8 protein-coding genes are annotated in these 12357 nt (G+C 43.4%); 4 read left to right on the top strand and 4 right to left on the bottom strand.

Annotation, left to right across the window (positions count from 1 at the left end; genetic code table 11):
* Positions 1-55: 55 nt before the first annotated feature.
* The 4 genes from NC996_RS20440 to NC996_RS20425 form a co-directional block, all read right to left on the bottom strand.
* Positions 56-868 carry a stomatin-like protein gene (locus NC996_RS20440; RefSeq protein WP_190429171.1) on the bottom strand — a complete coding sequence of 271 codons (813 nt, stop codon included), beginning with the start codon at positions 866-868 and terminating at the stop codon, positions 56-58.
* 160 nt (positions 869-1028) lie between these two features.
* The gene (locus NC996_RS20435; RefSeq protein ID WP_242037608.1) at positions 1029-2831 is read right to left on the bottom strand and encodes an alpha/beta hydrolase; all 1803 of its coding nucleotides are present in this window, start codon (positions 2829-2831) and stop codon (positions 1029-1031) included.
* Between the two features lie 191 nt (positions 2832-3022).
* The gene (locus NC996_RS20430; RefSeq protein WP_190686900.1) at positions 3023-5314 is read right to left on the bottom strand and encodes a polysaccharide biosynthesis tyrosine autokinase; all 2292 of its coding nucleotides are present in this window, start codon (positions 5312-5314) and stop codon (positions 3023-3025) included.
* A gap of 88 nt (positions 5315-5402) precedes the next feature.
* Positions 5403-6878, bottom strand: coding sequence for an SLBB domain-containing protein (locus NC996_RS20425; protein WP_190411836.1), 1476 nt, complete (start codon positions 6876-6878; stop codon positions 5403-5405).
* Between the two features lie 270 nt (positions 6879-7148).
* Here NC996_RS20425 and NC996_RS20420 point away from each other — a divergent pair, with 270 nt between their 5' ends.
* The 4 genes from NC996_RS20420 to NC996_RS20405 all read left to right on the top strand — a co-directional run bounded on the left by NC996_RS20420 (position 7149) and on the right by NC996_RS20405 (position 12355).
* On the top strand, positions 7149-8519 hold the full coding sequence (locus NC996_RS20420; protein WP_190686897.1) for an O-antigen ligase family protein: 1371 nt from the start codon (positions 7149-7151) through the stop codon (positions 8517-8519).
* Between the two features lie 274 nt (positions 8520-8793).
* Positions 8794-9708: a phytanoyl-CoA dioxygenase family protein gene (locus NC996_RS20415; RefSeq protein WP_190411838.1), complete on the top strand. Its 915-nt coding sequence runs from the start codon at positions 8794-8796 to the stop codon at positions 9706-9708.
* A 98-nt stretch (positions 9709-9806) separates the two neighbouring features.
* Complete coding sequence (locus NC996_RS20410; RefSeq protein ID WP_190686891.1) at positions 9807-11165, top strand: flippase; 1359 nt, start codon at positions 9807-9809, stop codon at positions 11163-11165.
* On the top strand, positions 11162-12355 hold the full coding sequence (locus NC996_RS20405; RefSeq protein WP_190686888.1) for a hypothetical protein: 1194 nt from the start codon (positions 11162-11164) through the stop codon (positions 12353-12355). The genes NC996_RS20410 and NC996_RS20405 overlap by 4 nt, the downstream gene beginning before the upstream one ends.
* The last annotated feature ends 2 nt before the right edge of the window (positions 12356-12357 follow it).

Here is a 12357-nt window from a genome sequence, read left to right as displayed (position 1 = left end):
CAAATCAGCTCGACTCTTAAAACTCTTTTCATTTTTGTTTTTTACCTTTTACCTTCTAAGTTCCCGATCCATTGCCATTAGAGCCATTAGGAGGTTCAGGAGTAGACATTAAATCAGTCATGGCTTCTGATAAAGCTTTCGGGTCCATAAATACCACTTTGGAGTTAGGACTCGCACTCAATTTCTGATTGGCATCGACATATCTTTGAGCAACGAGAAACTGCAATACTTCTCTACTTAAAGGTTGTGACTGCAAAGCTTGGCTCAGAATTTCTATCGACTTCACAGTTCCCTCCGCTTCCAAGATGGAAGCGCGTTTCTTACTTTCGGCTGCTCGTTCCAACTCCAGAGACTCCAAGACAGTTTTTGCGGGCGTAATGTCTCGTACCTCGACGCGAGTCACCTTAACTCCCCACGCAGCCGTCGCTTCATCCAACTGCTGTAACAAAGTCTGATTAATTTCGGTTCTGGAAGAATAAGTTTGCTCCAGTTCCATTTGACCAATCGCAGAGCGAAGCGTCGTCAAAACTAAGTTTTCGATTGCTTGCTCAATATCTTCAACGGCGTAGTAGGCTTTTTCCAAATCCAGAATCTGCCAGTACACCACTGCATCAACTTTCAGCGAAACGTTGTCTTTGGTAATTGCCTGTTGAGGGTCAATATTCAAAAACTTCTCGCGGCTGGTTTCCTCCACCACAATTGAGTCAACAAAGGGAACGATAAAGTTGAGACCGGGCGCGAGTCTTCGATTGTACTGACCCAAGCGCTCTACTAAAGCTTGATTTCCTTCGTTGATAATTTTCACAGAACCCACTGTATAGCCGATAATCACTAAGGCGAGGGGGGCAAGAATCGTGATGGGGTCCATAATGCGCTCTCTCCTGAAGAGGCTACTGTCAAAAGTAGCGATTAGCTTAATGCTAACTTTTAATTAGTCACAGCTTGACTTTGATTAAATCAGGATTTTTATCCAAAACTCGGAGCCTTGCCTTAGTTTTGAGAAACATTTCATTGGGATGCCCGCCTTTCTAGGGCAGTGGTGGCAAAGCCAGCCACGAAGTAACGCTTGGGGGTAGTTGCGTATTCAGGCGCAGCGCCAGTTCTGGGGTAGAGAGAGATTGGGCGTAGGCGGGTGTTAAAAAGGGTTCGTAAGTTGAGGCGGCTGGAGTCAGCTGTTTGACAAATGCCAAGGTGACGCCTTTAAGCAACTGACGCAGGGGAGCCGCTACTTCACCAGTGCGTTCGTTGACGAGGGTTGTTTGAGTGAGCTGTTCGCCTTGGCTACCAGGAGCAAAATCGCTAATGCTTAAGTGAGTTCCGCCAATTGCTGTGAGGAGATATTTCGGGCTGGGTAGTTGGGTAAAAGGTCGTAGTTGATGGTTCAGCGATGGAGTGAGGGGATCGCTGGTGCCAGTCAAGATTAAGGTAGGAGTGCTAACTTTGCCAAGACCTTTTTTGCCAAATAAGTCTCCCACGACGGGGTTCAGCGCGATCGCTTGCGCCACGCGCCGATCCCGCAAGCTCAAACGTTGGTCGGGCAGATCCGCTGCTGCACACTGCAACCAATCGCCCCCCGATTTTCCTAGAGGATTGCGATTTTTGCAGAATTGTCGTAACTCATCTAGATTCAGTTCGCCTCCCGCCAACGCTAAAGCCGTGTAGCCGCCCAAGGAATGACCAATCACGCTCACTTTCTCGGTATTCAGCTTCCCCTGAAGGGAACCTGGTAGCTGGTTTAGCCGAGCTAGCTCATCAAGCAAAAAGCTAATATCTTTGGGCATGGCGACAAATTCGGACGCCGGTAACAAGGGCACCAAACCGGGCACTCCTACCGAGTTACTACCAAAATGCCCCCCAAAGATTCGGTTGGCATTGCTGCCTGGATGCTCGATGGCGGCGACGGTGATGCCATGAGACGCTAGGTGACGGGCTACATAAGCCAGGAAGGAGCGATCGGCTCCAAAGCCGTGGGAGAGAACCACGAGGGGATTTTGAGAATTTTGGTAAGGGGGCTTCTCGTTTGTGTTTGCCCAGTAAAGATCGACGACGATCTTGCGATCGCTGGTGTATGTCCCCAGAATCGGCTCTTGGCGTCGCCAGTCGTGAAAAGTCAGAGTCTGCTGCTGTACTGTTTCGGAACCCGCTTGGGCGGGGTTAAAGGCAGGACGAAATTTTCCTTTGGTGACGGTCAGTTCCCGCTCCAGTAGAGGGCCTAAAGCTCCGCTTTGCCAGTAGGGGGCGTTGAATTCTAGGGCGATCGCGATCGCTGAAGAGGCGTCTATGGTAATTGTGTCGGCTGGATAGGACTGCAAAAAGCTGATAACGCTTAAGCCGTTGGCTTGCCGCAAGGCTAGAGTTAGACCTGCTTGCAGTTGTTCTACCGTACTATTCGGGAGCGCCAATCCCAGCTTCTTGATTAATTCTTCTCCAACGGGCGATCGCAACACGTCTTTCACCACTTTGTCTCCCAAATTCGGATCTAGGTGCAAGCGACGGTTGAGGATGTCTCGAAATTCTGAGCTGAGCAATGCCTTGTAAGGCTTGAGACTTGCAGGAACTTCCCCCGTTTTGGCAAAATCCTCTAAATCTTCGATCGCGACCGATTGCTGAAACGGTCCCAAGCGCAGCGTTACCCGTTCTGCTGCTAAGACGGGTGCCCCAATTGACAAAATTGCGATCGCGTTGCTTAAAGAAGTTAGCGTAACGCCCCATAAGAAGCTTTGAGCAAGTAAGCGCGTCCGCCTGGTTGCTAAAAATGGCGGCCTTTGCGTTCTTGGAAGCGACTTTCGGAAACCCTTGTCCCGAAACCAGTTCAGCTTTAACTTCATCATTTCCATTCACCCCGTTTGAGTGCAGCAGCGCCGTAATGTAGAAGCAATTCGATTGTGGTTGTTCCCATTCTTAAAAAGCTCTGCACTTGTGCGATCGCTTTTATAGAAACTGGATAGTCAGTGCTGTTAGCACAGCAAAGCCAAGCATGGACTCAGCGAACATAAGAATACGCCCCTGCCCCGAAGCTCGCTTAATTGCGACTATAGGTGCGGCTATAGGAAGGATACGCGGGAGAAGTATACCCTTTAATGCCATTGGCGACGATACCCAAGACTGTGCCACCGGAGATTTTTAGTCCATCTAATGCTTTCATCAGCATGGAACGGTCTGTTTGATCGATCCCCACAACTAAAATAGTGCCATCTGTATTCGCTGCCAAGATGTTGCTGTCTGCTAAACCAACTAGGGGTGGTGAGTCGTAGATCACTAAGTCGAAACGGGCTTGAAATTGCTCGATCAGATACTGCATTTTATCTGACGAAAGCAGTTTGATCGGGTCTGAAGAGTTGTGACCCGATGTTAAGACAAACAGGTTGTTGTCTTCTGGCGATCGCTGAATGGCATCATTCAGACTCAAATCCGTGGCGATGATATCGCTGAGTCCGCGCACGTTCGGTAAGCTTAAGCGAGTATGCAGACTCGGACGCCGCAAATCGGCGTCTATCAATAATACCCGCTGACCAATTGCCGCTGCGGCTTTCGCCAAGTGAATGGCAACCGTTGATTTTCCATCTCCCGGTGTTGCGGAACTGATTGCCAAAGAAGTAATCGGCGTCCCGGAACTGAGCAAGCGAATATTGGTATAGAGAGAACGGAAGGCTTCCAAAAATGGCGAATCGGTGTATACATTTAGCTTCTTGCGACCATTGCCATTTGCTTTATTGTCACCCAAAAGTTGATTTAAACCGGCAACATCCGCTGCGGTAGAGAGTTTGCTGGGTTTCTTGGGCGGTTTCTTGAGTTCCTTGGCAAAAGGAATCACTCCCAAAATCGGCAGTTTCGTTTCCCCTTTGACATCTTCGGGGGTATGGAAGACTGTATTGAGAGCCTCGATGAGAAAACCCAACCCGATACCCAATAGCGCACTTAAAACAATTGCGATCGCTAACTGTTTTTTCGTTTGTTTCGTCGCTACTGATATCAAGTTGCCATCTTCATCCCGCCGTAGCTGAGGCTCCTCAATCAGTTCCCAAGGCACTTCCTGTTGGGCAGCATCTAACTTCAAGGCTTCTCGTTTGCCTAAAAATTGCTTGAGGTTATCAGTTGCAACTAATAATTTTCGCTGTATATCGGCGTGCTGACGGGCTACCGCAGGTAATTCTTGCAGTTGTGCTTTGATTTTCCTTTCAGTTTTCAGAATTGTTTGGTAGCGCTCCTGTATTCCTTGGATTCTTCCCTCCAATTTTTTGAGAAGCCCTTGGGCTTGTTCGCTCAGCAACCGTTGCAAATTTTCCCGCTTTTCCTTAAGAACCAGAATCGGTGGGCTATCGTCCCGAAATTGGGGGGATTGTGCCGCAATAGTACTATCTAGAGTTTGAATCTGCGCTAGCAAGGTTTCGTAGGTTTTTGCATCAGTAGACAAAATTGCGGTAGAGTTCCCTTCTTGCAACTGTTTTTGCATACTGGCATATTGCGCTTGCGCGTCAGCTAGTTCCGCTTGGGTATCCGATCTTTGTCTTTCAATCGTCAAAGCCTGCTCATACAGCAAGGAGTCTGCTTGTTCCGGATCGCTGACATTGTACTGCTGCCGTAGTTTTTGGAGTTGTGCTTGCAGCGTATCAACTTGCCCCTGTAACTGAGGTAGCTGCTGATTGATAAAGTCAATTCCCTGCTTGAGGCTTGACAGGCGCTCTTGGCGGCTGTAGTTCAGATAATTTTTATAAAGACTATTCAATACAAACTGAATTTTTTGCTGGTCTTCATCCCGGTAACTAACTTCTAAAATTTTGGTGCCGTATTGAACTCCATCTTTTTCATAATTGACTCGAAAAATTAAGAGTTTCGTCATCAAGGAGTTATATGTTATCTCCGGATATTTTTTTTGCAATTCCTTGATGACTGGCAACATCAATTTCGTACTTTGCAAAACTCGAATTTGCGTCTCGTAATCCAATAAACTAGATTTTTCTACTTCGATTTTTTGGATATCTGCATTGTTCGTTTGAGACGATAAAAATTGCTTCGCCAATCTATCTTCAGCAGTCACGGGTTCCACCAAAAGCCGAAAAGCTCCTTCGTATTCTGGAGCAATCTGCTTTGAGGTAAAGACAATCATGCTTCCTGACATGACAGTTAATATAATTGTTACCCCTGCCATAATTGGGAGTCGGCGGCGCACAACCCCTAATAGCCATGCCAAGTCCAGCTTCTGTTCATCACTGTCGTCAGAGGGTCGAGTCAGGTGCCCTGGCAAGGACTGAGTCAACTTGCTATTGCTAGTGCGCTTATTAAAGAACGGCTGTGAATTGTGTTCGGTATCCATTTACCTATTAGATAGAAGTAGATAGAACAAAAAAAGCTAACTACGGTTTAAGAAAACGTTTATAGATACACCCTGAATATATGCTTACCTAGTCATCGTCTCCCAAAATTCCAAATAAATTAAAAATGTTGAAGAATGTGAAAACCTTTTCGATCGGTTCTAAGAATGTTCGCACACTGTCAGAAGTTTTGGCGCTTCCAGAACGGCTGACGACAATAATGTCGTTATTGCGGACGAGTGGATTATTTGTCTCATTGATTCCTTGGGTTAAATCAATATTGACTTTACTTTTTGACACTGTACCGTCAGGGTTGAGGCGAATTAAATCAACCGCCTTTCGATTCGCTCTAGCATCATTGAATCCTCCCGCAGTCAGCAATGCTTGATTCAAGGTTGTGTTTGGCGCAACCTGCACCACTCCTGGACTTTTCACTTCTCCGACCACACTTACCTTAATAGTACCGGGAGAAAAGCTAGTGGTCGCTAATTCAGAAATTTCTGCCGGGTTAACTGCTGATGCAGTGGGAATGAAAATGGTATCTCCATCTTGCAAAAGCGTATCTTGACTGAAATCCCCAGCCTGCAAGAGTTGCCAAAGATTCAGATCGATGATTTGTTCTGTCCCTGCTTTGGTGAGTCGCCGCAGCTGGATACGGCGAATATCTGCCAAGGGCTTAATCCCCCCAGCCAAATCGATTGCCCGCGTTACAGTTGGCAGCCCCAGGGTTCTTTGCTCTAGTGTTGTCTTTCCTCCAATCACAACATAAGTACCAGGACGGTTGACTTCTCCTACGACTGCAACACTGCGGGGTTCCTCTAAAGGAGGTGAAAAACGAGTCGTGGCAATTTGGCGTACTTCGTCTAAGTTAATGGTGCTGGTTGTGGGAATAAAGACAGTGTCTCCATCCCGCAAATTTAAATCTTGCCTGCTGTCGCCGGTTTGTATCAGATCCCAAAGATTCAGATTGATTACTTGCTCGGAACCGGATGCTAGCTTGCGACGCACCTGAACCTTACGAATATCAGCCGTCAGCGTAATTCCCTGTGCCAGCTCAATTGCCTGGGTTACGGTGGGATATTGGAACCCAGGCACGCTCCCGACTCCAGCTATCAGGGGAATTGTGAAGCCCCCAGGGCGAGTCACCTCTCCTCCCACCCGAACATTGATAGGGCGAGGAGACAGAACGCTAATGGTGATGATGGGTCGTTTGAGGAAGCGAAAGTATGCAGATGAAATGGCATTCGTCGCTTGTGGCACGGTTAGCCCCTGAACCGATAGGGTTCCAATCAAGGGTAGGGATAAGGAGCCATCTGCGAGAACTTGGTACTCGCCGCTATATTGGGGAACCTCGAAGATATCAAGGCGGATGCGATCGCCTCCACCCAATGTATAGGCTATATCTGGTCGAGCAGGATTAGTATTCGCTTGTGCAAGAATTGTAGGTTTTTGAAAACGCGGTACAGTCCCCTGCGTAGGATTGGGGCAAGCAAAGGCAAATGTTGCCACTAAGGTTATCCCGGCAGAAGTTCGAGTGAGTTGTCTATAAAAACCTAGATCGACCATACATAACCTACTTGTTTTATATTTTTAAATTTAAGCTGTGCGAGTAGAAACCTGCCACTCTAAATAGTATTTATTTATCCTCATTTTATAGGTAAATCTCTTAAACCTATTTATAGTAAGCTTTTAGAAGTTACTAGTTTTTAGTTTGTATCTTTAAAAGAATTAAATACTCGTAAATATACGGAAATTCATTATTCTTCTCTGGTTTAATCAGTCGCTATACTCATATAGGGTCAGCTTCGCGTTATTTCTTGTCTAAGAATATTAAACATGACTACTCTCGCTTCAAACCCTCTATTGTTAATAATCGCTGCCACCAGTGCGATTATTTATATCTTATTATTGTTTAACTTTGCTGGTAGAAGTCAAGCGACCTCTAAAACATTAGAAAAGATTTTTATTGGTTTAATAATCTTTGCGATCGCAGGAGTTACTTTAACCGGATTTGATAAAATCCATCCTAGAGCTTTATATCTACAGGGAAAAAAGCTTTATTCGACGATTTTTCAAATCGGCATTTACGCCACCTTTATATTCATTATTTATTCGCGATTCTTGCAAAATATTAAAGATTCAGTTTTTGTTATTTCTAGGCTTCTCATTAATAATGTTTATTTTTGCGGATTACTCTTTTTATTAATTCTATCTGCGGCTTGGTCAGAAACTCCAACTTATACACTCAAAGCTAGTATAGTTTTTTTAGGCACAACTGCTTTTTGTGTTTACGTTGGTAAGCAGTATAAATGGAAAGAACTATTTGATTTATTGCTTACTATCAACAAAATCATACTTTTACTGAGTGTATTTTATGCTTTGTTCAGACCGTCAATTGGAGTAACGTCTAAGGGCTGGCAAGGAATTTTACCCCACGGAAATGCTTTTGGATTCTTGATGGGTCTAACAGCTGTTATGTGTTATATACAGTCAGTTCGCAAACCAAAAACTAAATGGCAATCTCTAGGTTTTGCTGCTTTATCTATTTTTGCTTTACAACGCTCAAACAGCGGAATGGGGAAAGTTCTGTTGGTTCTACTGATAAGCGTGTTAATCGTTATCCGCTTTATCAAAAACTTGCCTCCACGATTAGCTTTTGCCTGCATAATCTTTTTTATGGCTATCGCCATGTGTTTGTGTATTGTAATTACCCAAAATGCCGAATTTATTATTGTAGATACACTGAATAAAGATTTGACATTAACTGGACGCACAGACTTCTGGCCTTTAGTCATCAACCACATTAAACAACATCCATTGCTGGGATATGGATACCAAGGATTTTGGCAGTCTTGGCGAGGAGCAGCCGATCCAGCGGCTGACATCATCGTGGTAAAAACCCAATTTAAGCCAGAACATTCTCATAATGGTTTTTTAGACCTAGCTGTAGACTTGGGATTCGTAGGATTAGGGTTCTTTTGTCTTTCTTTCTTAACAAATATTGCTTTAGCAGTTCAGTATATGAAGCGTACCCAAGAACCTGAATTAGTCATGCCCCTGCTACTGATTACCTGGGCAGTTCTGACAAATATTACTGAAACTGGATTGATATCAATTACCTATGCTTGGCTGTTTTATGTTATAGCAACAGTTCGATTATGCCTGGATGCTACAGGAAACAGTTCTCAAGAGAATTCCAGCGCTTAAGAACTGGTTTGCCGGTCTTGAGGGGTGCCTAACAAAGCAGGCGATCGCTAGAAGGGTTAGAGGCTCGGTAAGCGATCGCTTTAATTAAGGATGAGTTTCAGCCAAATATGTTAAGCCGTGTTGCAATAACATTCAACACTTTTTCGGGATATTTACCTAGGAAAACTTTCTCGCTATCTAATTTCCGGATATTTACGTAGGAAAATTTTCTCGATATCTAATAATATACGTTTAAAAGTGAACTAAAACAATCAGTTCCTAAAGGATTTAATTTATGGACACCCCTAAAGATTATTACGAAACTAACGGATACTATGTCTTTAGAAATCTCATTCCTGAAAATTTAATTAATAATATTTTAAAAGAGTATAACTCCAATATCCTTTCATCTAACTCTCCTTTCTTTAGACAATCAACGAATAAATGGGAAACCAATACAATTACTCCCAATGGATATTCTGAAGAATCTTTTAGAGATGTTCACGATTACCCAGATTATCCAGGATTTACTGAGGCAGCTAAAGAAGTTTTCTGTTTGCAGCAGGTTAGGGAAGCACTGACTGAACTGACGGGTAGTAAGGAGCATAACCTCATGCAAACTATGTTCTTTGATATGAACACAGCTACCCCTGCCCATCAAGATTGGTACTATTTAGATTCCATGCCCAATGGTCATTTGCTGGCTGGATGGTTTGCTCTGGAGGACATCCACGAAGAAGCGGGTCGATTCTATGTTTTACCAACATCTCATCTGGTTGACTTTGAGTTAACAGATGATGAAAAACTATCTAATCGGTTTTACTTGGAAAAGTTGAAGGAGTATATCAATGTTCACAAGAGTAATATTCAAGCTCCTGCCTTGAAAAAAGGGGACGTCTTATTCTGGAACTCTAGAACGATTCACGGTTCCTTGGAAACACTCAATCCCCAATATTCTCGCAAATCTCTCACGGCTCATTATTTACCAGCAATATATGAATTCGGTAGCCGCAATGCAGAATCTCCGACTGCTGTAGATTATGCCACGTACAAAGGAATGAAGTATCGTTTGATTCCTGCAATGTACAAAAATTATTCAGCGGCAGCGAAACTGAAAACAGATTTATTGCAGTATTTGTGGGAGCAACCGAAACTAATGCGAACCGCAAAATTTGTGAGAAAAGTCTTGCAAGGTGCTAAAGGTAAATAATCGATTCCGTTCTGTTCACCGCAACAACAAATAGGGTTTTGTAGGACGACCCAGTTCTCAAACCCTATCTTTATTCCTTCATAAATTGCCCAATTCTAATGTTAGACAAGCTGAGTCTGGTCAATCAAAAGCTTAGCCCTGGTCTACGCAAGGTGTTCAGCAACATCGCGTGGCTGTTCGCTGACAAAATCCTCCAAATGGGCTTAAGCCTAATTGTAGGGATATGGGTGGCTCGCTATCTAGGGCCGGAACAGTTTGGCTTATTTAATTATGCGATCGCATTTGTAGCCCTGTTAGGGCCAATTGCCAACTTGGGGCTTGATAGCATCGTAGTACGCGACATTGTGCGCGATCCATCTACCAAGAATGAAACCCTTGGAACTTCCCTCGCACTAAAACTTATTGGCGCTGCTGTAACAACTTTGTTAGCGGTTGGCGCAATTTCCTTACTACAGCCTCAGGACTCTTTAACTCATTGGCTGGTAGGAATTATCGCTGCTGGAACCATTTTTCAAGCTTTCGAGACGATCGATCTTTGGTTCCGCTCTCAAGTTAAATCCAAATATACAGTTGTTGTTAAAAATTGCGCCTATTTGCTTGTCTGTGCTGTCAGAATTGTCTTAATTCAAATTAAAGCTCCTCTCATTGCATTCGCCTGGGCAAGATGTGGAGAGCTTGCCTTAGCTGCTGTGGGATTGGTAATAATTTATCAAAATAGCGGGGAGGATATAAAAGCATGGCGTAGCAGTCTCCCTCAGGCAAAGAACTTAATCAAAGAAAGTTGGCCCTTGATTGTGTCGGGAATCGCCATTTATATTTATTCCACTATCGATCAGGTCATGCTGGGTTCCTTCTCTGCCCAAGAACTGAAGTTCGATCCTAAATATGAATTAGGCATTTATGCTGCTGCTGTGAAGATATCGCAGATATTTGATTTCATTCCCTCTATCATGCAAATATCTTTTTTCCCAAAACTCACTGAAGCGAAGGCTCAAGGAGAGATTGAATATTTCAAAAAATTTCAGGCTTACTTTGATTTAACCTTAATTTTGTGGTTGATAATCGCAATTCCAGTTTCCCTGCTTTCCACTTACGTCGTTCATTTCTTGTACGGAGATAAGTATGCAGCTTCAGCAATAATACTATCAATCTATGTTTGGTCACAGTTTGGTAGCGGTTTTGGTCTTGCAAGAAATGCGTTTATTATGATTGAAGGAAAAGCCAAAAATGAATTACTTTTAACATTTATAGGGGCAGTCGTAAATATAGTTTTAAATTTATATCTAATTCCTAAGAATGGAGCGGTTGGAGCTACTATAGCAACTTTGATTACTTATTTTATTGTAACTATAGTTCTCAACTTTATAATTCCCGATTTAAAGCCAATCAGTAAGTTTATTTTGCGTTCTTGCAATTTATATAAGGCTGCTACAAGAATTAAAGGAATCGTGCAATGATTGAAATAAAACCAAGCATTCAGCACAAATCCACCTGTCCCCACAGCGGTACACTGCTTAATCCTCAAGGTATTCTTTGGCAGGGAATGCATATTTGCGTAAAATCTAAGTGCGACTCCTGTAATACAGAAATTATTGAGGATTTAGAAGTTGGTCATGCTGTCACTTTTCCTTATCAAATTGATTTAGCAAAAGGCGACGTTTTTGGAAATGAATCTTGTAAATATTGGTTAGGTCAAAAACTTCTTTACTCTCTGCAAAATCCCCAATCTGAAGAGATTGCGATATCTAAGGAGGTTTTTAAGCAGCATCAACGTGTCATTATCTTAAACTGTATTGATTATCTTTATGGGCATAGTTTGTTAAAGCTGCTTAATGTCCAAAGATATCTAAATCATTACCCAGATTGCGGCTTAATTGTCATCGTCCCAAAGTTTTTGAGATGGATGGTTCCAGAGGGCGTTACAGAAATTTGGACGGTAAATATCCCTTTACAGCGAGGGCAATGCTACTATCCGAAGTTTGACCAATTTATCTCTGAGGAATCCAAGCGTTTTGATAAAATTTACGTAAGTAAGGCATATTCTCATCCGAGTCAGTTTGATATTAGTAAATTTACGCGGGTTCCCACTCATAGCTTTGATAAAGATTCAAACCAAATAACCTTTATTTGGCGCGACGATCGGATTTGGTGTAATCCGCTTCTCTTCAAAACCTTGAGGAAATTAAAGATGGTTGATATTGCCCTCAAGCTTCAGAATGAAAGAGTGCAAAAACTATTTTTAAAGATTCACTCTAAAGTTCCTTCAGCAAAGTTTACGATCGCTGGTTTGGGGAGGAAAACTCAGTTTCCCGACTGGATTGAAGATTTGCGGGTAAACAAGTTTAATTCAGACACTGAGAGGCAAATGTGCCAAGTTTATTCCCAAAGCCGCTTGGTCATTGGTGTACATGGTTCTAATATGCTGTTACCTTCTGGTCATGCTGGCATGACTCTCGATCTGATGCCAGAGGAGCGGTGGGGAAACGTGGCGCAAGATATCCTCTATCAAGAGACAGAGCCTCGATTGGCTGCTTTTCGATATCGCTATGTTTCGCTTCAGACTCCTTTAGATGAAATAGGAGCGATCGCTTCCAGTATGCTCCTACATTACTCCGAATATAAACAGAATATGACTGCTGATAAATGACC

It is taken from the genome of Trichocoleus sp. ST-U2 (assembly GCF_039961875.1).
GTDB lineage: Bacteria > Cyanobacteriota > Cyanobacteriia > Cyanobacteriales > FACHB-T130 > FACHB-T130.
The sequence above is the reverse complement of the archived record's forward strand: the minus strand, read 5'-3'. Positions and strand labels throughout refer to the sequence as shown.

What these genes read in the sequence shown, in the direction of transcription:
- NC996_RS20440 (WP_190429171.1), bottom strand. Translation starts at nt 868, where the DNA reads ATGGACCCCATCACGATTCTTGCCCCCCTCGCCTTAGTGATTATCGGC.
- NC996_RS20435 (WP_242037608.1), bottom strand. Translation starts at nt 2,831, where the DNA reads ATGATGAAGTTAAAGCTGAACTGGTTTCGGGACAAGGGTTTCCGAAAG.
- NC996_RS20430 (WP_190686900.1), bottom strand. Translation starts at nt 5,314, where the DNA reads ATGGATACCGAACACAATTCACAGCCGTTCTTTAATAAGCGCACTAGC.
- NC996_RS20425 (WP_190411836.1), bottom strand. Translation starts at nt 6,878, where the DNA reads ATGGTCGATCTAGGTTTTTATAGACAACTCACTCGAACTTCTGCCGGG.
- NC996_RS20420 (WP_190686897.1), top strand. Translation starts at nt 7,149, where the DNA reads ATGACTACTCTCGCTTCAAACCCTCTATTGTTAATAATCGCTGCCACC.
- NC996_RS20415 (WP_190411838.1), top strand. Translation starts at nt 8,794, where the DNA reads ATGGACACCCCTAAAGATTATTACGAAACTAACGGATACTATGTCTTT.
- NC996_RS20410 (WP_190686891.1), top strand. Translation starts at nt 9,807, where the DNA reads ATGTTAGACAAGCTGAGTCTGGTCAATCAAAAGCTTAGCCCTGGTCTA.
- NC996_RS20405 (WP_190686888.1), top strand. Translation starts at nt 11,162, where the DNA reads ATGATTGAAATAAAACCAAGCATTCAGCACAAATCCACCTGTCCCCAC.